At 38.1% G+C, this 24,307-nt stretch carries 21 protein-coding genes; 15 read left to right on the top strand and 6 right to left on the bottom strand.

What is annotated here, in order from left to right:
* Positions 1-79 precede the first annotated feature (79 nt).
* From ACFSGI_RS05360 to ACFSGI_RS05375, 4 genes are all read left to right on the top strand, one after another.
* Entirely contained in the window at positions 80-691 is a 612-nt protein-coding gene (locus ACFSGI_RS05360) for a TetR/AcrR family transcriptional regulator (RefSeq protein ID WP_204823155.1), read from the top strand.
* Between the two features lie 40 nt (positions 692-731).
* Positions 732-1,166: a DoxX family protein gene (locus tag ACFSGI_RS05365; protein WP_204823156.1), complete on the top strand. Its 435-nt coding sequence runs from the start codon at positions 732-734 to the stop codon at positions 1,164-1,166.
* Between the two features lie 149 nt (positions 1,167-1,315).
* A complete protein-coding gene (locus ACFSGI_RS05370) occupies positions 1,316-1,780 on the top strand; it encodes a hypothetical protein (RefSeq protein WP_204823157.1) in 465 nt (154 codons plus the stop codon).
* A gap of 369 nt (positions 1,781-2,149) precedes the next feature.
* A complete protein-coding gene (locus ACFSGI_RS05375) occupies positions 2,150-3,079 on the top strand; it encodes a VanZ family protein (RefSeq protein WP_379282633.1) in 930 nt (309 codons plus the stop codon).
* Between the two features lie 81 nt (positions 3,080-3,160).
* Here the strand turns inward: ACFSGI_RS05375 and ACFSGI_RS05380 are convergent, their stop codons facing one another.
* A complete protein-coding gene (locus tag ACFSGI_RS05380) occupies positions 3,161-4,048 on the bottom strand; it encodes a sulfurtransferase (RefSeq protein WP_204823159.1) in 888 nt (295 codons plus the stop codon).
* Between the two features lie 188 nt (positions 4,049-4,236).
* Here ACFSGI_RS05380 and ACFSGI_RS05385 point away from each other — a divergent pair, with 188 nt between their 5' ends.
* Positions 4,237-6,015, top strand: a complete 1,779-nt coding sequence (locus ACFSGI_RS05385) for an acid phosphatase (protein WP_204823160.1) — start codon at positions 4,237-4,239, stop codon at positions 6,013-6,015.
* 122 nt (positions 6,016-6,137) lie between these two features.
* Here the strand turns inward: ACFSGI_RS05385 and ACFSGI_RS05390 are convergent, their stop codons facing one another.
* A complete protein-coding gene (locus tag ACFSGI_RS05390; RefSeq protein ID WP_204823161.1) occupies positions 6,138-6,518 on the bottom strand; it encodes a winged helix-turn-helix transcriptional regulator in 381 nt (126 codons plus the stop codon).
* 212 nt (positions 6,519-6,730) lie between these two features.
* Here ACFSGI_RS05390 and ACFSGI_RS05395 point away from each other — a divergent pair, with 212 nt between their 5' ends.
* Together ACFSGI_RS05395 and ACFSGI_RS05400 are read left to right on the top strand one after the other, a co-directional pair.
* The gene (locus ACFSGI_RS05395) at positions 6,731-7,264 is read left to right on the top strand and encodes an NAD(P)H-dependent oxidoreductase (RefSeq protein WP_204823162.1); all 534 of its coding nucleotides are present in this window, start codon (positions 6,731-6,733) and stop codon (positions 7,262-7,264) included.
* A gap of 302 nt (positions 7,265-7,566) precedes the next feature.
* Entirely contained in the window at positions 7,567-8,199 is a 633-nt protein-coding gene (locus ACFSGI_RS05400; protein ID WP_379282637.1) for a restriction endonuclease, read from the top strand.
* A 250-nt stretch (positions 8,200-8,449) separates the two neighbouring features.
* Here the strand turns inward: ACFSGI_RS05400 and ACFSGI_RS05405 are convergent, their stop codons facing one another.
* On the bottom strand, positions 8,450-8,572 hold the full coding sequence (locus ACFSGI_RS05405; RefSeq protein ID WP_379282639.1) for a hypothetical protein: 123 nt from the start codon (positions 8,570-8,572) through the stop codon (positions 8,450-8,452).
* An 8-nt stretch (positions 8,573-8,580) separates the two neighbouring features.
* A complete protein-coding gene (locus ACFSGI_RS05410; protein ID WP_204823163.1) occupies positions 8,581-9,534 on the bottom strand; it encodes a DMT family transporter in 954 nt (317 codons plus the stop codon).
* Between the two features lie 370 nt (positions 9,535-9,904).
* Between ACFSGI_RS05410 and ACFSGI_RS05415 the strand changes: the two genes are divergently transcribed.
* Genes ACFSGI_RS05415 through ACFSGI_RS05430 form a run of 4 tightly spaced genes read left to right on the top strand, consistent with a single transcriptional unit; the run spans position 9,905 to position 14,415 of the window.
* A complete protein-coding gene (locus ACFSGI_RS05415) occupies positions 9,905-11,026 on the top strand; it encodes a glycosyltransferase family 2 protein (protein ID WP_204823164.1) in 1,122 nt (373 codons plus the stop codon).
* Position 11,027: 1 nt separating this feature from the next.
* Positions 11,028-12,311, top strand: coding sequence for an MATE family efflux transporter (locus ACFSGI_RS05420; protein WP_204823165.1), 1,284 nt, complete (start codon positions 11,028-11,030; stop codon positions 12,309-12,311).
* Between the two features lie 12 nt (positions 12,312-12,323).
* The gene (locus ACFSGI_RS05425) at positions 12,324-13,538 is read left to right on the top strand and encodes a glycosyltransferase family 4 protein (protein ID WP_204823166.1); all 1,215 of its coding nucleotides are present in this window, start codon (positions 12,324-12,326) and stop codon (positions 13,536-13,538) included.
* The gene (locus tag ACFSGI_RS05430; protein WP_204823167.1) at positions 13,501-14,415 is read left to right on the top strand and encodes a glycosyltransferase family A protein; all 915 of its coding nucleotides are present in this window, start codon (positions 13,501-13,503) and stop codon (positions 14,413-14,415) included. Before ACFSGI_RS05425 ends, ACFSGI_RS05430 begins: the two co-directional genes overlap by 38 nt.
* Here ACFSGI_RS05430 and ACFSGI_RS05435 read toward each other — a convergent pair.
* A complete protein-coding gene (locus tag ACFSGI_RS05435; RefSeq protein WP_204823168.1) occupies positions 14,399-15,091 on the bottom strand; it encodes a response regulator in 693 nt (230 codons plus the stop codon). The genes ACFSGI_RS05430 and ACFSGI_RS05435 overlap by 17 nt on opposite strands.
* Before the next feature lie 45 nt (positions 15,092-15,136).
* On the opposite strand from ACFSGI_RS05435, the gene ACFSGI_RS05440 reads away from it, so the two are divergent.
* The 3 genes from ACFSGI_RS05440 to ACFSGI_RS05450 all read left to right on the top strand — a co-directional run bounded on the left by ACFSGI_RS05440 (position 15,137) and on the right by ACFSGI_RS05450 (position 21,835).
* Positions 15,137-15,586, top strand: coding sequence for a hypothetical protein (locus ACFSGI_RS05440; protein WP_204823169.1), 450 nt, complete (start codon positions 15,137-15,139; stop codon positions 15,584-15,586).
* A complete protein-coding gene (locus ACFSGI_RS05445; protein ID WP_204823170.1) occupies positions 15,583-17,319 on the top strand; it encodes an ATP-binding protein in 1,737 nt (578 codons plus the stop codon). Before ACFSGI_RS05440 ends, ACFSGI_RS05445 begins: the two co-directional genes overlap by 4 nt.
* A gap of 82 nt (positions 17,320-17,401) precedes the next feature.
* The gene (locus tag ACFSGI_RS05450) at positions 17,402-21,835 is read left to right on the top strand and encodes a UbiA prenyltransferase family protein (RefSeq protein WP_204823171.1); all 4,434 of its coding nucleotides are present in this window, start codon (positions 17,402-17,404) and stop codon (positions 21,833-21,835) included.
* A gap of 23 nt (positions 21,836-21,858) precedes the next feature.
* Here the strand turns inward: ACFSGI_RS05450 and ACFSGI_RS05455 are convergent, their stop codons facing one another.
* On the bottom strand, positions 21,859-22,554 hold the full coding sequence (locus ACFSGI_RS05455; RefSeq protein WP_204823172.1) for a response regulator transcription factor: 696 nt from the start codon (positions 22,552-22,554) through the stop codon (positions 21,859-21,861).
* Between the two features lie 356 nt (positions 22,555-22,910).
* Here ACFSGI_RS05455 and ACFSGI_RS05460 point away from each other — a divergent pair, with 356 nt between their 5' ends.
* Entirely contained in the window at positions 22,911-24,293 is a 1,383-nt protein-coding gene (locus tag ACFSGI_RS05460) for a sugar phosphate nucleotidyltransferase (RefSeq protein WP_204823173.1), read from the top strand.
* Positions 24,294-24,307: the final 14 nt, after the last annotated feature.

The following is a 24,307-nucleotide window of genomic DNA, read 5'->3' on the forward strand; positions in this document are numbered from 1 at the left end:
TTTACAAACCGACGGTTTGTTTTTATAATGAGATCAAATAACATTGCATTTAACTTTTAGCAGTGAAGGAGGATTACACTTGAAGCAAGAAGAACGCCGGGAACAAACGATAAAAAAGTTATTAGATACTGTTAAAAGTTTGGTCAATGAAAAAGGATGTAATTCTATCACAATGAAAGACATTATGGAAAGATCAGAGTTGTCCAAGGGAGCTATTTTTCATTATATACAAAGTAAAGATGAACTTTTTATCTGGGTACTTCAAGAACGACTTGAAGAAACAAATCGACAATTTAGAAACGTAGTAAATAAGAAAGAACAGTCCTTCACTGAACCTATGAAGCGAATCTCAGAAAGTATTACATTTTATGAGAATCCAGAAGATGCAACGAACAAGATTCTTTTGTACTTACTGGGTAAGGAAGATCAGCCTATGATCGCAGAAGCACTGAAAGAATACTATGAGAAATCTGTAGCTTTATCGCAGGAGTGGATCGAAATCGGACAACAGCATGGTGTGATATCTCCATCGATCGATTCATATCAAATCGCAGATATGTTCGTTTTATTGACGATGGGTATACGCATGCGAGCTTCAATTCCGAATACACAGCACTTTTTTGATGCACAGCTATTTTCAAAATGGATAACAGAAATGCTTCAAGTGCCTAAAGAAATACCAAAGGCATAAAGGCTTGATGCTGGTAGATTATTTTGAAGGAGTGATAGGTATGATCCCTTTTTATATGTTGATTGTATCGTTTCTGATATTCAAAGGTCTTGGTTTGATCGGTTTTTCATATTTTGACGGTTGGCATACTGCACTCCAAGGAAGTGTAGCGGTGATGTTATTAGTTACTGCTTCTGCCCATTGGGGTTCTAGAAGAGAAGACTTGATTCGTATGGTTCCAGCAGTTTTCCACCGTCCACATTGGATCGTGACTGCTACGGGACTTCTTGAAATTGTAGGAGCGATCGGAATTATTTTTCCAGTTACATCACGAGTGACTTCTATTGGATTGGCGCTGTTATTTATCGCTATGTTTCCAGCAAACATTCTAGCTTCTCGAAATCAATTGAAGATTGGAGGTAAATCTGTACCGAATCTTTTCTTACGAAGCATTTTACAAGTATTTTTTATTGTAGTTGTGCTATTAGCAGGGTAAAGAGTTTCTTGATTTGGTTGAGAAAGGGTATACGCAAATTTGTACATCCATTGCACGATACGTCTGTCTAAAACAAAGTGTTCTGTGATGTGCTAAAGTATCTATAATAATCAAAAATATTGAACCACAGAAGGAAGTGAATTTATATCATGGACAAACCAATCGTCACTTGTTGTAATGTAGGCGTATATGAACATGCACTTAAAAGAGGTAATCAGTATATGGTGCATAATGAGAATGATGATAAGTATAGAATATCTGGTAATCATGGTAGGTTGGTTTGGATAGCTAAAGCTCATTTTATAAATGGAGATATCACATTGCCCTATTTGAAAGAATGGAAGGTAGAAAATGATCCAACGAAATTGGATTTTATAGAAGTTGATCTTATGTTTTCGGATGGAAGTAAGCGATGGTGTCTGATCACCACTCCTTCTAAACTTGCAGATTATTTTGAAAAGCAAATGGACTGTTTAGGTTTTAATATTAGGCATTTACTTATAGTGAAAGACATCAACCATGAAATTATTGAACAAACACTACGATATTTAGAAGCTCAAGATGAATTAATAGAAGCCAGTAGAGCTATACATAAAGAGAATACTTTGATTTAGCGATAGAAGCCATGCTTGAAATCCAACTTCTGAAAAATTAAAATCTTGGATAGAGTATTCAAAACATCTTATTAATCTCCTGAACAATATAGTCATGATTATTGAATTTTGGGAACCAAGCAGTGGAGTAACTGATAACTCTTAGCCGGGTATCTATACTTATCTGAATCGAAAACAAGAATAATATGATAGTAAATATGTAAAGGATTGGTCACGATATATGATCAATTCTTTTTTGTTATTGTAAGAGAATTTTTGTTTTGCTGATTACATATTTAATACTAGGTTTCTAGCAGATGTATACAAAAGAAGACGAAAGTCCGTCTTTTATACAGATTGTTAAAAAAGTTTTTCCTGAAGGAGATAATGATGTCCAAACAACGTAAGCTTCTTTTTACTGTAACGATAATTTATACGCTCTTTATTATTTATTTTATGTTTTTTGCTTTCGGCAGAGGCGATTCTGTAGCTGATAGTTATACGTTTATCTTTGTACCAGATAATTTTTTGAAATTACCTAATCCGTTAGAATTATTACACCCAACGTTAATGGATATTGTGAGTCTAGGAAATACGGCGGCGTTTATTCCTTTTGGCATTTTAATTCCATTATTATATCCGATGAAATTTGTCCGATTTATTATTTTGTTTATGTTGTCTATTCTATTGCTTGAAACCGTACAGGCTTTGACTTTGCTTGGAAGCTTCGATATAGGTGATGTTTTGAAAAACTCATCTGGCGCAGTGATCGGGTTCGTAGCTTACAGCATTGGCATTCGTGCGAAAACTGTTCAGGGAAGCGTATTCTCTATAGGCATTTCTATTTTTTTATTATTGATTATGAACTGGGGAATCGGCGTCGGAATCGATAAAGCGATTGCTAAAAATCCGGGATCATTTGTTGCTTTAAACGAATGGGAAAACAGCAGTGGAGTCACATCGAAAAACACTACATTAGTTCCTTTCAAAATAAAGGGTCAAAAAATCACTCCTCAATTTAACGTATACGATACTAACGGTAAGAAGTCAGAAACATATACTTACAAGTTTAATGACAAAGACTTTTATTTTTATTTGCACTACGGTATTCCAGACCAAAACGATTTGAAAGGAAATATAAGTGTGTCCGTGGATGGGAGACAAATCTTTTTATCCCATTTTGAAAAAGATGATCCATTGCGTACTCCACAAGTATTTGACTGGTATTTCGAACAAGCGGACGAGCTTACCATTACGATAGAGGGAAACGAAAAAGCATGGGATGTGGGATATCGGGAGATGAAGCATTTCTGGGAATAAAGTATAGATAATAGCAAAGGAGCAAGTCCGAACCTTGATCTAGGTTTGGGCTTGCTCCTTTTTTATGATTTTAAAATGCTACTATTCTTTTCCAATCGCAATCGGATTCTCCTCATAACTAATCCAGTCACTCCAACTACCACTATACAACTTCACATTCTGATATCCCGCTTCTTTGAGCGCCAATACATTCGGACAAGCCGACACACCGGAACCACAATATACAATAATCTCAGCATTCTTATCCAGCTCTGCAAAATGTTTTTCCAACTGCTCGACATCGTCATACCGATCTTCCTTATCATGACGGGTATCTAACCAGAAATAATTCACTGCTCCTGGAATATGTCCAGCTTTAGGATCAATTGGTTCTTCCAGTCCCAAATAACGTTTGTGTTCACGAGAATCGATAAGTATCGGTACAGACGTTTTATTCTCAGCATAAGCCGAATCAGTAGGATTGAATGAGCGATAAGCTTGAGACACCTGACGAACTTCTTCCACATCTGCTAACATGTCAGGTTGTACACGTGCGACAAAAGTCGTTGGAATCACCACAGGTTGATCGCTAGTGACAGGGAACTTGGCATTTTTCCAAGTGGTAAATCCTTCGTTCAATACATACACTTGCTGATGCCCTACATAGTGAAGCATCCACCACAATCTGGCGGCATTCATCCCTTTGTTATCGTCATAGATTACGACACGACTATTTTGGTTAATTCCTGCTTTGCCAAGTGTACGTGCGAATTGATCGACATCCGGTAACGGATGGCGACCACCATGTGCTGTAACAGGAGCCGACAAATCTTTTTCCAGATCGAGATAGACTGCACCCGGAATATGTTCTGCCTGATAAGCCGCCTCTCCCGCAGATTTGTCATTGAGCCAAAAACGGCAATCCACGATGACCATATCGGGTTCGTATAAGCGAGCAAGTAGCCATTTCATTGATACGATATTTTGCATAATATGTAGCTCCTTCTATACTGTAATGTCTTTTTGTATAGTGTACATGATATTACAACAGGTATCTATTTGGAATCAGTAAAGACGTTTAACAAACTTTATATAAATAGCAGACATGGCGTTAACAAAAGTACCGTAAGATGTGGAAAGTACATAGATGCGCAATGTTGAGGAGGATTTACATTATTATGAAATTATCCAAGTTTAAAATGCTAGGGCTATCCCTGACGTTATCTGTATTAGCAGGTACGGTCGGTGGACATTATTCGCATGCAGCAGAAGCTAAAGATGTGTTGACTCCTGTGAAGCCAGCATGGGGTTATTTTGTAGAAAATTATAAAAACAATACCAAAGACCATACGTCGGTGACATCGAATCCGGTGATCGGGGTATTATCTGGATTTGAGAAGTTATGGACACCGGGTACAACGTGGGATTCTGGTACAGCAGTGAATCATAAAATTCTAGACCAGAATATCCAAATGGTCATGGACATAGCCAAAAAGCGTACAGCAAGTCAGGCTCAAGCGGCTTATCTAGATGATCGTCGTAACCAGAGTTATAGCGTGATGGAAGGTCTGGGTTCACTGACAGATATCTATCGCAAAGATGCAGGAGCAACAACAACGATTACAGACGTTCCCGCAGATGCTACAACGCAAAAGTATGATGATGAAGGCAACAATGCCGGTGATCCGAACTCTAGTCTAGGAAGTGTTGTAAGTCTGGTCAATAAGTTACGTGGAGATTATTCATCGAGCAATCCAGCCAAAAGCTTTTTCAATTATAAGCGTCCTTTCCGTTGGGACTCGCCAGCACTCGTCATTCCAACATTAGTTCCACAGATTAAGTCTGATCCGACGTCTGATGGTGGATTCCCAAGTGGACATACAAATGCAGCCTATTTAAGTGCTTTTGCGATGGCTTATGCTATGCCAGAACGTTATCAGGAGCTATTAACGCGTGCTTCTGAACTTGGAAATAACCGAATCGTAGCAGGGATGCATTCTCCATTTGATGTAATGGGTGGACGTGTAATGGCAACTGCTTTATCTGCGGCAATTTTGAATGATCCTGCGAACAAAGAGTTGAAAAAGCAAGCCTACCAACAAGCGCAAAAAGTATTAATGACACAAACCGGAACAGCACCAGATCGCTTTAGTGATTACAAAGCAAATCAAAAAATGTACACCGAGCGCTTAACATACCATTTTCCACAATTGTCTGCTAAAGACCAACCTGTAGCAGTACCGAAAGGGGCAGAGGTATTGTTAGAGACGCGTCAACCATATTTAAATGATAACCAGCGCCGCGCCGTATTAGCAACGACAGCGATTCCTTCTGGTTATCCTGTATTGGATGATGCGGAAGGGTGGGGACGGTTGAATCTATTTGCCGCAGCCGATGGATATGGTGCATTTATGAGTAATGTTACCGTAACGATGGATGCGTACAAAGGTGGATTCAATCAGGAAGATCACTGGCGTAATGCTATCGCAGGCAAAGGCGGTCTGATTAAAAAAGGAACAGGAACCCTTTATTTAGAAGGTAAAAACACATTTAGTGGAAATACAACACTTATACAAGGTACACTCGAAGGAACCACAGCAACCGCATTTGGACGTGGCAATCTCACGAATCAAGGAGGTACACTGGCAGAACAAACGGCTGGCAAGTGGATAATTGATGGTGACTTCAAACAAACCGCTAAAGGCACACTGAAACTGAATATCGAGAGCAAAGCCGATCTTTTGAAAATCAAAGGAAAAGCTAGTTATAATGGGAAGTTACAATTGAACTTTACGAATAACTTTGTGCCAGCTAACGGTATGAAGATTGTGATTAGTAAAAAATCTGTACAACATGGACAGTTCTCTTCTATTACAACAACAGGCTTACCTAAAGGTTACAGCGTCAAAGCGATCTATAGTCATACCAGTGTAAAATTAAAAGTCAGCAAAAAATAATTGGAATTTATAAGCATATTTATAACAGAATAAGTAGGTTTATAAGGTTAAAGTCATCTTCTAATCGATGGCTTTTTCTTTTTGCTTTTAGCGTGCTTTTTATCGTATATGGCAAGACATCGTTAGACACTATATTTAAAATTTTGCTTTAACTCATCGTCTAACAGTTCAATCTCTTCTCCTTGTTGCTGACGGATGTTAATATTTTCTGTGCCCCATGCACACATCATTTCTACAATAGTATTAGCAGTTCTACCGTATTCTGTTAAAGAGTATTCGACTTTGGGAGGCATTTGCTGATACACATATCGGCTTACCAGTCCGTCTTGTTCCAGTTCACGTAGTTGTTGAATCAGTACTTTTTGCGAAATACCTTGAATCCTTCGTTGTAATTCACTGGTACGCATTGTATCTGATAACATTAACAAACAGATGATCAACGCTTTCCATTTCCCGCCGATTATTTCAAGGGTAGCTTCTATACCTAAATGATATTGTTTCATTTGATCTTCCTCCATTTCAGCTAGGTTACTGTCAGCATTGAGCTATAGAATCGTATTGATAACAAGCTTGATTCTTTATTGTTACACCAGATCGTCGGTAAAGTCTATACACACTTTAAAGTAAGTACATCACTTTATTGTGTGTATTTTCTTTTGGGTCAAGCTATATCATAATGGCAATATTCTCACATAACGAAAGGAAATCATATCTTATGAAAACATTGATCATCTTAGCGCACCCTAATCTTGCAACATCCAAAGTCAATCAACGTTGGCATCAGGAATTACTTCAACATCCCGATCAAGTCACTATTCATCAGCTATATAAAGAATATCCTGATTGGAATATTGATGTGGCTCGGGAGCAACAATTACTGGAAGCCCATGATCATATTATTTTACAATTTCCATTTTACTGGTATAGTTATCCACCTTTACTTAAAAAGTGGTTAGACGATGTATTTTTATATGGATGGGCATATGGATCAGAAGGGAATAAGCTTAATGGGAAAAAGATGGGTTTAGCGATATCTATTGGGAATAAGCAGGAAAATTATCATAAAGAAGGTTCGGTCACTTTTACTGTAGAACAATTAATCACTCCATTCCAAGCAAGTATGCAACATGTAGGAGGAATTATGTTGCCGCATTTCGCGATGTTTGGCTCATCGTTTCAAGCAACGGAACAACAGATTGATCAAAGTGCTAAAGATTATATCGATTATATTGTAGAACATCAGCATTAATCTGATTGCAAACAAATACTAAATCAAAGGCGCTTTATACTAATATGATTTGTTGATAAAAATATAATATGTATATTATTTGATCTACTTGAGCTTAATTAAGAACAAATCTATGCCTATGACAAGATAGGGTTACTTTTATTGATTTCTGTTCCTCCTTTTTTATTTATTGTGGATAGCTATTTATCTATTTCTTGTGCAAAAGACTTTAGCCGAAAACGTGCAAGTGTAACGTTTGTATTTCGGGGAAAGTCTTTTTTTGTTACACTCAGGATAACGATAAATTAGAGGAGCCACACATCATGAATATCAACAAGATGTTTGAACAGTATTCGTTTGGAATCTATATCCTAATCGCTATAGTTATAATGTTGATCATCATACTTACAATCAAAAGTATATCTCGCAGAAGAGCCAGAATACGCCGTCAACAACTTGATCCCTACCGTATTACGATGCAGGATATTGATCAAATGGAAGGGTCAGAATTTGAACGGTATTTATACCGCTTTTTCACCGAATTGGGATATGAAGATACATACAAAACGCAGGGGAGTGGCGACTTCGGAGCAGATCTGGTATTTACCGATCGAGAAGGAATACGCAATGTGCTACAGGCCAAATGTTATGCAGAACATAATAAAATTGGTCTTAGCGCGGTACAAGAAATTTATTCATCAATGCGTTATTATGAAGCAAACAAATGTATTGTGCTTACTTCATCTTATTTTACCAAAGCTTGTGAGACACTTGCTGGAGTCAATGCCGTCAAATTACTGGATCGTAATGATCTGATTCAGCTTATCGAAGATTTCAAATCCAACGATCACGAAGAAGCGATGGATATTATTGAAAGTGAACCTGTGATTCTATTATCTCCGTGGCAAAAAAGTACCAATCAACGACAATCTCAGCGCACCCGTAAAAGCAGATAAAAAGGCTATCTTCCCTAATAAGGAAGTAGCCTTTTTTATCTGTTTTAATTCACTTTAATAATAAAGTAGATTACTTTGAAGCCAAAAGTAAACACATTAAAGAAATAAAACTCAACACTCTTTTAGAATTAGTAATTTCATATACTTGTTGAAGATTGAAGATTCTTAAAGATTTTAAAAATGTTTAAAATGATCAACCCACACGAAACGGAGGGAAAAGAATCGTGCTGAAAGAGCGAAGCGCTCGCCTTTAAGGACAGATATCGACTGCCCAGCAGTCGATCAAGATATCAATCCTTAACAGCGACGATAAGAACGATTCTTTTCCCGCAGTGTTGAACTCTCCATTTATTACAAATCGTTTGCGCATCATAGTTGATTTTAGTTCTTCCGTTCCACCATTTCTTCCTCTGTCGCCATCAGATCAGGCGGTACCAATGCTTCAGTCTTGTCTTTACCAAAACGAATAAATACCCATACTCCGAGTAAAATCAGTACACCTGCTCCTAACTGAATACCTGTAAGTGATTCGCCTAGTAACCAGAAAGCAAGCAATGAAGCAAAAACAGGTTCTCCCAATACTGCCATCGATACAGCGCCTGCATTCATATATTTCAAAAGCCAGTTGAATAAATAATGTCCAAATAAGGTAGGAACAATGGCCAGTAACCAGAATACGCCCCAATCTTTAGCAGCATACCCGGTAAACGGAATATCATTGAATAGATTGTATAGAGCCATAACACTACCTGCAATAAAGAATACCCAGAAGTTATAAATTAAAGCTTCCATATGAGAACGAATATGTTTGCTAATCAGCATATGTATAGCAACTGCAATCGTACCAAGAAACGATAAAATATCTCCTTGTAATGCTGTTCCTGACAGAGCAAAATCACCCCAACCGATTGCCACTGATCCAATAACAGCCATACCCATCCCGATAATCATAAATCGATTCGTATGTGTGCGAAAAAGAAAATAGGAGCCAATAACGACCATAATCGGTTCAAGTGTCAAGATCACAGTGGAACTCGCTACAGTCGTTAAGCGTAGTGAACCCATCCACAGTAAAAAGTGCAAAGCAAGCATAAATCCTGAAATGCCTAACATCAGCCACGTTTTAGGTTGGATCTGAAATAGTTCTTTTCGATAGCGAATAGCAAGCGGTAATAATAGTAAATTGGTGAAATACAATCGATACATCCCGATCACTGATACTTCTGCATCTGACCAGCGAATAAAAATAGAAGAAAACGAAATAGCCAGAATACCAATCACATAAAGAAGTTCTAAAGGAATAGCAGGACTCTTAGAGGTTGCATGTGGATTCATAGGTGCGCTCCTAAATATAAGTATAATATTGTTTTAATTTTGAAAAATTATGCCTTTATGATTATACTCTATCGCTTACAAGCTGGAAACGATTACTCGAAAATCTTCCTATTGACACAATAAAAATCTTTAGTAGTAGTAAAAAAGAACCATTTATTTCTAATTTTTAAGAAAAATAGGTCTAAAGATAAAACTCTTAATATGTCGATTTTTATTTTTATTTTAGAAAAAATGCTTTTATATCAATGTTTTATTGTAATTTTATTAAAAAAGTATTAAAAATAGAAGTAGTACTTTTATACTAAAGTAAAAACATTTTTAATCCTTTTTAGACAAAATAAGGTATCCGCACTAAACGGAGGGTACTTTCATGCATGGGCATATAACCATTTTTACGGATCATATCCGAAATATTGACTACGAAAATGTTATTTATTTCTACGAAACATCGTTTTGTAATCATCCTGATGAACTGGAAATGTATGAGACGGCACGTTGTTGTATTATCGCTTATACAGATCCTGAACGAACGGTACAAACCGCTAATCAGATCAGGCTATATTTTCCACAAATGGCGTTATTGTTAATTACTGATGTTTCTCAGCCTGTCAGTGATCAGCATGTCGTGCGTATTACAGGCATTGGTCGACTACGATTATTATACTGGAAAGATAATCATAGTGAAGAAATGCTTTCTGAAATTCAAAGTTTATTGTATCCCGAATATCCAGCCAAAAGTCCGCATATTGCTTTTATTTTGTCGGTATACAACGAAGAAGAGCGGTTTATTCATGTGAAAAAATTTGCAGAGCGGTTACAAACGTTTATTCGCAGTCATCTGGTAGAAGGTTCTATTTATGTGATAGACGATGGCAGCTTGGATGGAACACAGCATCTTTTAGAATCGCTAGAACATTCGACAAATATGGTAATTAATCGTATTAATCGTAATGCCAGCCCACTATTCAAAGCCCAGCAGTTAGAGCGTAATACACGCAAAGCAGGCACCTATTTAGAAGGGATGCGTACGATTGAAGCTGATTATTATGTGTTTGTGGATGCAGATGATTCCTTTTTTATTGAGGATATTGCCAAAATGATCAATGTGGTTAGGCAAGGATACTATGATGTAGTCATTGGCACCAAAGATATGACAGCTGAAAATCGATCACTGGTACGTTCGATAGTTAGCTTTTGTAAGCGACAGATTTGTAGACCGTTTTTGCCAACAGGTGTGATTGATTCACAGACAGGTCTTAAAATTATGAGTTCTGTTGCTGTAAAGCGAATGTTTCCTCATTTAAAACAAGAGCTTGGGCTAGCCGTTGATTTGGAAATGATGTTTATTGCCAAACGATTACAATTACGCGTGTTACAGATTCCTGTCAAATGTATAGATCGCGAAGGCTCGCATATTGAAGTGTGGAAAGATTCAGCTCGCTTTTTGCGATCTTTAATCGATATCTGGCGACTGGATCGGCGGGTGCGTTAATATGATCAGTCGAATACGTACTATCTTTTTTCCTTTTTTTAATGTGTTATTGAACGGGTTCAATTTTTTCTTTCATATTGCGGCTAGCTGGTATTTAACAGGAGTTGCTTATGGACAAGCGAATGCATTGCTAGCTTTGTTCGCGTTATTGTCGGTTCTAGGCTTATCGGTTCAATTATTAACTGCCAAAGTGGTGTCAAAAGAAGATCGAACATTATCGCTCAAGCAATTGTCATTAGGGTCACTGTTGATCAAAACACCGATTATATTAAGTCTGGCTTCATGTATTATCCTATTGATGCTTTTGCCTGTATTGCGTTCTATACTCGGTGTTGATACTGGCTCGTTATTACTCCTTTACATACTTGTTTTCTTGCATACGATTGTGAGTATGACCCGTGGTGATATGCAAGGCAAAGAACGTATGTTAGCACTCAATATTAATTATTATATTGAAGTGCTTGGTAAGCTCACTGTCTTTTTTATTCTGGCAGCTTCAGGATTTACATTAAAAGCGGTATTGATAGGTAGTTGTGCAGGTATGTTATTGTCTTTGATTCATGGATGGTTATTCAGTATCCGCCAGTATAGCAATTCTTTTACAACTCAACCTACCGATCAGTTATCAGGTATTTGGAAGTCACTCGGTCAAGATTTTACAGATAGCCTGATTACCAATCTATTCGTATTGTTTTTTATTTCGATCGATATGATTGTAGTACAACATTATTTTCCTGCACAAAGCAGTGGATATGCGATTGCACTAAAATACAGTCAACTTGTCTATTATGTCTCGTACAGTCTGATTGCAGCATTTATACCCAAATTGGGAGCAAATGGTGCCAACAAAAAAGGATTGCGGCAATTGATCGGTATTTATAGTGGATTGATGTTTTGCGCGGCGATTTGCGTATATATCGGAACAACATTTATTTTCCCGATATCGATTCCAGTACTATTCGGGGCAACCTATCAATCGGCAGAACAATATTTAGTACTTGGCGGTTGGGTATACTGGTTATTTTCGATTGTACTCTTTTTTGTACATGTGCATGTATTGATAGGTCGGCGTAAATTTATGTGGGGGATGCTGGCTGGAGCGATATTGTTGTTGATTTCGTTCGGCTCATGGCATACCAGCCCACAAAGCTTTTTATATGCTGAACTTTGCTTATATAGTGTGTTAGCTATTTATTTTATTATCGATGCATGGATGTATTTATATCCGCGTCAGACGATTCGTTCTAATTCTGTTCAGTCGCATGACCCTACTATTTTGAATTGAAGGAGCAAGATTATGGATTCTATCAATGTAAAAAAAGATCAAATCACTATTCTACTGTTATCATGGCGTGATATTCGTTCTCCCAAAAGCGGGGGCGCAGAAATTTTTACTCATGAAATGTTAAAACGTTCGCAACAGAATCGCTATCGGTTTATCCATTTTGCTCCTCAATTTGAAGGGTTGCCGGCTGAAGAAGAGGTCGATGGAGTCACTTATATTCGTCAAGGTAATATCTACAGTGTCATCGGTCATGCGATTCGGTATTATCGTCAACATCGCAATGAGATTGATTATGTGGTCAATCAATCCAATACGCATCAATTTTTTACTTCATTCTGGGTAGAACCGGCTAAACGTATCTTTTTTATCCATCAATTAACTCGTGAAATCTGGTATGAAAATGCTAGTTTTCCACTGAATCATATCGGTCATGCTTTAGAGCCGTGGATGCTAAAGTTAGCACAAAAAGATCAGACGATTACTGTCTCACCGTCGACTCGTTATGATTTATTGCAACTGGGTTTTGATGCCAAGCGTGTTCATTTATTACCGGAAGGGATCGAATTTGAACACTGGCAACCCGAGCAGTTTTTACCGAAAGAATCACAGCCTACTTTTATGTATGTAGGTCGATTTGTGAAATACAAAGGAATTGATCTGGTATTTCAAGCTTTTGGTGAATTGAAAAAGAAATTTCCGCAGGCTAAATTATGGATCGCCGGTCGCACAAATGAAGAGTATGTAAAGTGTGCATTGCTACCGATTATGAACCAATATGGATTAACATATGGTAAAGAAAATGATCCTGAAGTCGATGTGATTTTTCATGGATTTGTCTCAGAAGAACGGAAGCTTGAATTGATGAGTCGGGCGCAAGCATTGGTCTTTCCATCGTTACGTGAAGGATGGGGATTGACAGTCACAGAAGCGGCGGCGGTCGGAACACCAAGTATCGTTAGTAACTCTCCTGGGCTTGTTGATGCAACCGATTTCGGCAAAGCAGGGTATCTATGCTTTCATGGCGATGTAAAAGGATTATCCGAGCAGATGGAACGCGCAGCCATGGGCGGTGATGATTATGCAGGTATGCGTAAGCGTGCGTATGAATACGCACTGAAATTCCACTTTAATCATACAGGAGCGGCATTCGATACATTTGTCGACCATCTGGTAAAGGAGGCACAAGAGCATGGACAAAGTCGTCATCCTCTTCTCCACGTACAATAATGAACACACAGTAGTCGATTGTCTGCGTAGCTGTATCGATCAGCACGATTATCCTTCTCTGCATATCGTTGTTGCTGACGATGGTTCTAGCGATAATACGGTTCAGACGATTCAGCAGTTATCCGAAGAAAGTATTGTTCCGATCACAGTATTACCGTTACCTCATGGAGAACGTGGCGTAGCACGAGTGACAGCGATTCAGGAAGCACAGCGATTGAATGCAGAGTATATATTTGTTATCGATTCTGATATGATTTTGGCGAACCATCTAGTAAGTCAATGTACTTTATTTTTGAAGGAACATCCTGAAGTGGGTGCGCTGGTTGTACCGGAAGAAGCATATTCGACAGCACAGAACTTCTTTTCTAAAGTCAAAGTATTTGAGCGTAATGTGATTAATAATGCGGGAGAGCAATTAGGCAAGCGTTCGATAGAAGCAGCAAGATTCTGGCGAATTGATGCCTATGAATCAACAGGCGGATTTAATGCCGATCAAATTGCATTTGAAGAAATTCAACCGACATTACGTTATGTAGAAGAAGGCGGAGAGATTCGTCGTGCTACATGTACACGTATTTATCATGATGAAAAGCAAGTGTATTTAAGTGACGTGTTACGCAAAAAAGCGTATTATTTTTCAGTGATGGATCGTACTCTTTCTTCAGAAGAAGGAGGATTGCGCAAAGCATTAGAGCGATGGTACTTTTTCCGTCCGGTATTGTATTCACGCGCTAACATGCTACGTTATTTACGTCACCCGTTGTTAACAGCCGGAATGATCTGGATGTATATTTGTCTCAGTGTGCTCGGGGTAACTGCAATTCTGCGTAGCAGTTCCCATTCTACCCGATCAGTACCGATTAATGAAAATAAATAAAACGCAATAACGTATCTCCAAATGTTAATTGGCGGATATTACAAATCGATGATTGATAATTTTCAAGTTCGTGCCGAGGAATATACAACGAATGTGAATCTAGCTGAATACCATCATGGATTGGATGAAGCAGAGATTGCCCGACTGCATACATGGGAGCGATCGAGTGATGATTAGCAATAACCAGATGATCCTGATTGATCAATACATACGGTTGATCTGTTAATTTCATCATATCGATAATAAATGCCGATAAATGATTGGCGAACTGTTGCTCGGCATGGTGAGCCAATTGATTGCGTTCTGCTTGTTGTAATGCTTCATAGAAAGTCTGCTTCAACGAGTCTGTAAGCTCAAGCGGTTTGGTAAGAAATTTGAAAATCCCTACTTGGTTAATTGCAGCCAGCATCGATTGCGTATGTAAATGACCGGATAAAATAATGCGGACGACATGTGGATAATCTGCTTTCATCATCGTTAAAAAAGCAAGCCCATCGATACCTGGCATTAACAAATCCGATACAACAACATCGATGTGGTGTTGCTCAATAATCCGTAAAGCTTCTTTGGGATTATTAGCCATATGAATGTGAAAATTTTCCTCTTCTAACCAGCGTTCAAGAATAGTTAATACCATCTTATTATCGTCAACAAACAGAATACTTTGGGTTTTCATAAGCTCTGGATAACTCCAATCATAGGTTCAGAAATGAGGAACTACATGTATAATATCAATATTTTGGCATTTTTGAAAGATACGAGTGTTGCTTGCGAATTACGCTTATTCTGTGAACGATTCAGTTCAGCCGAGCATGCACTATGGGAAAAAGGAATGCGTTTATTTCACCAATATCAAGGAAATCAACATGCCAACCTGACATTAACAGTATCTCGTGGACTCAAACATATGGATGAATCATACGACATTTATATCGTGAATCTTCGCGAGTATACGGAAGAAGAATTAGACCTTCTGTATATCGCGAAGCATTGCGAACTGTTGCTTCTTAGCTACGGAGAACCTGAAGATGCTGTTCGATTTGCAGCACTGCAACGCCGAACGCCGCACTTGTGGTGCGCACGATTGCCATTGGTTACATTTGAACTGGAATGTCTTATGCAAGCGATATTGTATAGTTTGGAGCACCGCAAAGGAGAGAAATCGTCATGAAAGGTTGGGCTTTTATTCGACCCATATGGCAACGGCTGATTTTGTATACAGTCATTATGGGCATTTCAGCGTTATTGCTATTTGCAATTCAATGGTTCGCTGTTCGTGAATATCAGACACAGATTACTGAGATTAGCGAAACGCGTCTGCAAGATATTGTGCAAGCGACTTCCACTAATATCAATAGCCAGTATGAGACATGGCAAGTAGAACTGAATGAATTAGCAGCCACGATTGGCAAAAATATATTGGATAATGCCAAACGATCTTATACTAATGGAATAACACGTAATCCAGGTGAATTTTATGTGCTGACTAATCAGTATGAACTGATCGGTGGTCATGACAATCCAGTTATGATAGACGCTGTCAAACAGATCCAAACGCTACAAAACGGCTGTGGTATCACAGGATTTACTACAGAAAATAACCAACCTGTACAATATATGATCTGCCGGATCAAAGGTACCAATCAAAACGGATTTGCTGTTCGTACGATTGATACCGCGATGTTAACTCAGCGCATCATAGCTGATCCTACTCGCTATGAGACATTAATCTATAATGAAGAATTCAAAGTGGTAGGATCACGTACATCTACAGATATTGGTAGAGTCGATATTACAACAGTTACTAAAAAATTACTAGACGGTAATACAGGAATAGTAGAAGATAACAATCTTAAATACGGGATAGGATTCAGTCGTATTAATGATGATCATGCTCTATATATCGCTGTTCATGGAATGAATAATGATATTGTTCAAAATGTGAATCAGTTCCGAAATCGGCTGTTGTTGATCTATATACCGATTTTGTTTATTGCGGCGATTGTTATGGTCTTTTATCGTAGACGGGTGATCAAAGACAACACCGTCAATACGCAAGTACGGGATCAACGTCGTGAAGAAGATTTAAGACAGCAACAAGATAAATATTATTTACCGATGTTGCAATCGATGGAAGAACAGTTACAACAACTACAGAATCGAACAACACGTTTAACCGGTGGAGATGATCTGAAGTTGCTAGGATTTTATAATAATTTAGCAGACAATTTAGAAGCATCTGCCAGTCGAGGAGATTCAGCGTCACGAGCTGAACTTGAATTTTTCCGCGAACTGAATCAGAATTTTACCCAGGGACGATTGAAGCAAGAAGCTTATATTGCAGAACTTGCTTTATCTGTACAACAATTGCGTGAAGAATTAGAACAGAAAATGCACGGTGCAGCAGGTATCCATTTTGCAGATATGAATGAAGTGATTACAGAATCGTTGAAATGGGCGAATCGTGCACTGGATATGAAAGGTATTGAAGTTATCGTCAAGCAAGAGCCTGTATCGCCGATCGCTGCTCAGTCTGCTATGTTATATCGTACCATTCAAGGATTGGTCGAAAATGCAGTAGAAGCAATGGCACATCATTATGAAGCCCCCGCAGATATGGATGAGCAAAGTGTATTTGCGCCAAGATCGAAGCGCCCGAATAAAACACTCAAAATCAGTTCACGTATGGAAGAAGAAGAAATTGTTATTACGATAGAAGATACAGGCGGAGGCATTGATGATAAGATGCGCTGGAATTATTTTCAGTCAGATTATTCTCAAAATAACAATGCAGATACAATCAGTCTGTATCATATGGATGCATTTCTCAAAACGATCGGTGGACGACTCAAATTGCGCAATACTGATCGCGGACTACAAGCGATTATTCAATTACGACGTTAATTACGGTATATCCTACCATAGTAAAATGAGATAACACGATCAATAAGCAGACTAGATATAGGAGTAGAAAGGAGGCTGTCGTATGAAAAAGTGGATCGAAATGTATCGTTATGATCTCGTAGCTGTCATGATTATGCTGGCAGCCATCCTGTTATTTTTACTCCCTATTTATAGTCCCGGGCAAATTGTTTTTAGCGATATTGCGTTTGGAGCGACTTCTCACCGCTATCTGGAAGAAATTGCAGGGGTATGGAATGAACGTTGGTCAACATCTACTTTATTTAATGCACCACGTATTTTGTATATTTTGCCTTTCTATTTATTATCGTTAGCTTTCGGGGAAAGTGGGCCGGTATTGCTCAAATCGTTTATTACCGGTTTATTATTTATCTCTGCTTTTTCGATGTATGCTTTTGCTAAGCGGCTAGTTAGTGTGTATTATTCGCCTAGTTTTACCAAAACACGTATTTTTGCGATTGTGATTGGTGCGTTATTTTATGCGCTGAATCCCTGGGTTGTTTTTCGTATTCAACATATTTACTTATTGTGCGGGTATAGTCTGTTTCCTTTAGTATTACGATTTTTCTTTAGTAGCTTTGATCCGAAGTTTCAGAAGCAACAGATTCATCATTATCATCTACATAAATTATATCAGCGGAATTGGATCGACCTTTTTATGCTGGCAGCGGTATTTACTATTAGCGCAGCAGCGATTCACTATTTCTTTTTTGGCATGATCTATTTAGCATTTTTTACAGTTCTTTTATTAATTAAATTAACATGGACGTATAGACAGAATGGGTGGGTATTTTTAAAACCTTTATACTTTAATTTTGCACGTAAATGGCTTATTTTTGGCTGTTTTTTTGGCTTGTTAAGCTTTTACTGGTTGTCACTGTATATGGGAAGTATTCTAATGGATGCACAGGCGTCACAACATAATATCAATGTAGTAGATACATTATCGTTATTTAGTCGTAACAGTACACTCAAAAATGTTGCTTACTTGTTAAGTTACTGGTGGCCTATGTTTCCACTTTCCAGCCTACCGATCGTATTTTATCTCGGTGGTGGATTATTATTACTGCTTATCGGATATGCGATGATCACCCGTTCACATAAAAATCCGATTATTTTGATTTTTACTTTATTGACGTTGTTCTTTTTGATTGCTGCTACCGGAACTACTTTTCCTTCGATCGCTGGATTTTTTGTAATTTTGGTGACCAAGACACCTGTAATCGGTTCTGTATTTCGTGATCCCAATAAATTTATCGGTCTAATTGCGTTGAATTTTGGAGTGCTGTTAACGTTTGGAACGATACAGCTACTAGAATGGTTTGGAAGTTCAAAAGTACAGCGAATAATCAAACATGCTGCTTTTGTAGCAGTGATTGTATGTTTGATTATTTATGTAACACCTTTACGTACACAATTTGTAGCAGGATATTATAAGCCTGTGACAGTGCCTCAAGAATATACTGAAATGGCGAACAAGTTAACCGACCCTGATCGTTATGATAGCAAAGCGTTATATTTCCCGATAGCAGATAATATGATTCAGAGTTTTAACGGTGTAGCTACACCTTACTGGAATAAAGGCGAGACATCGATGCAGAAAGCAACTGGTGATTTTCAAGTGTATTCTTCGCCCAAAAATACAATTTTTCACCATGAAGGTAATGATCCGAGTATTACGTATTATATGAACTTTTTGGAGTATATGTTGGACAATGGTTTGAGTTCCAAAATGGGTTCATTGTTTTCTACATTTGGTATCAATCAGCTTGTTTATCATAACGAATATGAAGGACAGGAGAAGCGACAACAATTTCAATTATCGATGTTAGAAGATCAGGCGGGATTGAAGCGAACGTATCAAAATTCGATCTTTTCTATCTTTCAATTGGATCAGGCTCCTGATTATATGAATATTTTGCCTGCCAAAGTCGTTACTCCTTACGGATATAGCCGATTGGAAAGTTATAGCCATCAACCAGGGTTTAATTTTAATCAATTCGGTGTATTGTTCAGCACATTGAATCCTAAGCTTAATACGATTCAAACTGTTCGCAAAGGCGATTATGTGGAAGCTTCTTCGTATAATGATCTATTTCTATCGCAATTGCCAGAAGAAGATTATTTACGCCCATTTGATGCAATCGAAGATGGCAATGCTTTTTTAAAGTGGTCCAAAACATTTGCTTCTACCAATGATTGGCTCTGGTATCTTTCTTCGCAAAATATTAAAAACTTTTCATTTGATATGGAAATGGATGCAGGTATAGCGGTTACTTTTGCCAGTGAAAAATTAGATGTACAGCCTTATCAGATGAGCAAGCTTGAAGGAAAAACGGTGGTCGATTTTGATTCATTATTACGAACTGAAAAGTTTTTTACACCGGATAATCCGCAAATGTTCAGTGTACAAGCGAATCCTCTGGAAGGATTGAATGATGTACCTACATTACATGGAGAAATTATCAAAGGTGATGCCAACAATATCTGGCAAGTTGCCAAATCAGGCATGATCGAAGCTAAAGAAAATAATCCGTATCAATTCAATATTACTGCATCCGGTCGGGGAACCAATAAAATGCATGTCAAAATGAGATTTTACGATGAACATATGGATGAACTTGGAGTGAGTTATGTAGTAGCTCCTTCTGAAGAAAACAACTTCAATGGTGTTAATTTCTACGGGGAATATGTGTCACCGCCAGGCAGTAAATGGATGCGGATAGATCTGTTAACACAGCAGCGTCCTGAACAAAAAAATTACTGGTGGATTCATGATATTCAATTGCTGGATCTAGGGAAATATCGTAAGCCAAATACATTTACGATGCATAAAAAGTTAGAGCAAGAGCAGACATCGCATGTGTATGCAAGAATATTTATGAACAAGCAAGGTGGAGAACTGGTCTTTGGACTGCCTGATAAGCAGGTGAAGATTTCTACTCAACATGAAGGAAGTAATCAGTTTGAATGGATCGATCTGGGAGAACATCATTTTCCCGCAGGAGATTCGGCAATTACCGTTAATAATGTAAAAGGATTTAATGCGATCAACTTACTGGCGATTGTGCCTGCTGATCAAGTAGAGAAGTTATCGTTCCCTGTAGAACAAGCAGTCAAACGAGTTAAATTATTTTTTACATTAGAAGCTGAAAATGATTTTTCAGGACAAGGCAATACCCAGACCGAACGTGCTTTTCCTTTGTTAAGTATGGGACGAGGAATCAGTTATCAACAAGGAACATTGCAGAAAAAAGTAGATATTCTCAAAACAGCCAACTATTCTGCATCGATTCTAGCCAATATTCCTTCCGGTTATCAAGGGAACTTAACGATGAAATGGATCAATCAACAAACAGGCGAAGTTATTTCCCGGCAAATATCAAGTGATCAAGCCTATACTCAATCGGCAGAGAGCAATAATATCAAAAATACAGTGATCGAGACGTTACCTGATCAAGATGGATTTGCCAAGCAAAAATTAAGTATTCCAGGGTTACTTCGTAATTACGGGCGTATCCAATTCAATGATCTATTGCTAACCAAAGGAACTTATCAATTGAAATTAGTATTGGATAGTCAGGTGCCTTCTTTAACGACTGAGCAAGATATTCATTTGATGAAAGCTAATGAAGTAAAAGTACTGCCAAGTGAAGAGACGAGCGAAAGTTTACTTCAAAATAATTCAGCCGAATGTATGACAGATATCCAGCCTGGTCATACGCGAAAAGTAGTATCTGCTCAAGGTATGTCGATTGAATATGCACCTAGTTATTCTTGTGATTGGAATATCTATGCTTCTCAAAAAATGAAAGCTAATCCATTAGAAGAATATTCCGTTACTCTTGATGCGATCTCACAACATGTCAAACAGCGTCATATGAAATTAGTATTTTTGAACGCTGATTCTCAGATTCTACAGACTTCTTATATTAATGAAGTGGAAGAAGAGGATAAAACGAAGTGGAATCACTATGATCAAATTATAAAAGCGCCAGCCGGAACTGCGATGATGCAGTTCCAAATGCTAGCGCACGCCGATCAGAAAGTAAAAGGTTCTTTTCAAATCAAAAATTACTCTATTATTCCGTATAAAGCGATGATCATGGTCGATCAATTCATGTTATTTGAAGGTCAAAATATCAATCAATTTTTTACTGTTCCTTCACTTAAAGCGACCATCAAAGCTAATCGTGAAAACTCGATGGAACGAAGTTTTGTACTGAACAACCCGCAACACGATCAAGTGCTGATTCGTGAAACTGAATCACCGAATCCGCTTTGGGAATTGCGCCTGAATGGAGAGACTCAGCGAGCAAGACTGGCTGTGAACGGCGTGACCACTGGTTTTATAACCGAAGGTAGTGGAAGTGGCACTGTTATTATTATTCTAGCTTCTGCTTACCGTATAGGCTGGGTACTGTTTGGTATAGGGATCCTAGCTGGTATCGCTTGTATTCTTCCTTATCGACGCTGGAAAAAGCGAAGGCGAATGTAAAACAATCTAATCCTGTATTTCTGTTACATCACATATTTGTATCCTGTACCCCAGACTGTACGAATATGCTGAGGATTTTTGGGATCGCGTTCTATCTTTTTACGCAAGCTGGAAATATGTACATCAATCGTACGATCCAGATAAGCGCGATCTCCTCCTTTAATACGATCCATTAATTCATTGCGGGTAAACACTTTGCCCGGATAATTATACAGTTCTTTCATAATAGCAAATTCGATATGAGTCACTTCAACTTCTTGTTCTTCTACAAACAAACTATGACGATAATCATTCACAGAAATGCGTCCTTTTTTGTCTTTGGATACATTGACTTTGGGTTCGGTGATAATTGTCGGACCACTGCGCCGTAATAATGCTTTGATCCGAGCATCCAGCTCTTTGAGGCTAAATGGTTTACACAAAAAGTCATCAGCACCGTTATCGAGTGCCTTGATCCGCTCATTTAGCATCGTATTGGCAGATATCATCAACACAGGTACGGTAGATTGTTTGCGGATCTGACTGACTAATTCACTTCCATCCATATCTGGAAGCATAAGATCGGTTACGATAATATCTGGTTTGAAATGAAACAGTTTTTGAATAGCATCTTTGGAATCATGAATCATTTCGGTAAGGTAACCTTCTTCTTGAAGAAAAAATGCAATCATATCTGCCAGACTTTTCTCATCTTCAATAAGAAGAACTTTGATAGACATCGCTGTCACTCTCCTGTATGAAAAATAATAGGCTTGTTGAATATCTCCCTTTACTATTCTATAACATGCTTAACCTAACGATATTTAAGCAAATATATAGAAAGATCAAGAATAGAATTTCAAGTAAACATAGCAATCTCAGGTTTAAAACAATGAAAGTAATCCAAATGTTAAAAAAATGCGAATCAATTAGCATGAAATTTTATACGGAAAAGAGAACTTTCTTAAAATATACATGAGAAAATGGAATAGGACTATAGTATCATTCGACTCCCTATATTTATTTTCGGCAGAAACAGCTAAAATGAACAGTTTTTTAAAGTTCTTACTACATTTTTCGGAAGAGGGTTTCATATATGCGCATGATATTGTTGTCCGGTGGGTCAGGTAAACGTTTATGGCCTTTATCGAACGTTAATCGTCCCAAACAATTTCTTCCTGTTCTTCGTTATCAAGGTCAGCCTGAAAGTATGCTACAGCGAATCTGGAGACAGTTGCAAGATGCGGGTCTGTCAGAACAGGCTTATTTTTCGGCTAGCGGGTATCAAGCTGATCTGATTCGCGGTCAAATTGGTATCGATGCAACGATTATTGAAGAACCTGCGCAAAGAGATACGTTTCCGGCAATCGCTTTAGCAGCTTCATATTTATATCATCATGCTGGTGCTACACGTGATGAAATGATAGGAGTAATGCCAGTAGACGGTTATGCCGGTGACGAATTTTTTGAGCATTTGCGTAAGCTTCCATCGATATTGGAGAAGTCTGGCGATGACATGGTTCTTATGGGTGCATCTCCAACGGAGCCTTCAGACAAATACGGATATATTGTACCATTGATGTCTGAACTGGTGGATAAGGAATATTTTGGTGTTTGTTCTTTTTTAGAAAAACCAGATATGATCACTGCCCAATCGTTAATACATAAAGGGGCATTGTGGAATTGTGGTGTATTCGCATTCCGCTTAGGATTTTTGCTAGACCATATTGAACATCAAGGTTGGAACTCTAACTATAATGAATTGTTAAAGCATTATTTAGCATTACCCAAAACAAGTTTTGATCTAGCGGTTGTAGAAAAAACAAAGCATATATCAGTATTACCTTTTCATGGAGAATGGAGAGATTTGGGAACATGGGATTCATTGATTCGTGAAATGGATTTTGATGTGACAGGTTCAGGTTATATTTCTCCCTTATCTCAAGATACACGTATTATTAATGAACTTGATATACCGGTAAGTGTATGGAATGTTCCTAATGTTATCGTAGTAGCAGGACCTGACGGTATTTTAGTCACCAATCGCGAAGATGCAACAGGAATTAAAGAGATGGTCGGACAGATAGAAATCGCTCCACGATTTGAAGAACGCTTCTGGGGCAAACAAACCATTATTTCTCATCGTCAAGATGAAGGCGGACTGGAGACCGTAACAAAACGCGTAGTCATTACATCCGGTCGCTTTATCAGTTATCATGAGCATAAATTACGCAAAGAAGTATGGACGATTATATCAGGTATAGGATATATCTGCCTTGATGGAATCATCACGATGATTTCTCCAGGAGATGTCATCGTTGTAGAACCAGGGATAAAACATTGCATTGGTGCTTCTGAAGGTGAGCTGGAATTTATTGAGTCACAGATAGGCAAAGCTGTATCGGAGACTGACATCATTAGATACGAATATCCTGGAGTGACTCCAGATGATTTGTTATCAGAAGGTCTTTCGGGTTAACCTGCTGTCCGTGG

Origin of the sequence: Paenibacillus nicotianae (assembly GCF_042681745.1) — a bacterium.
GTDB lineage: Bacteria > Bacillota > Bacilli > Paenibacillales > Paenibacillaceae > Saccharibacillus > Saccharibacillus nicotianae.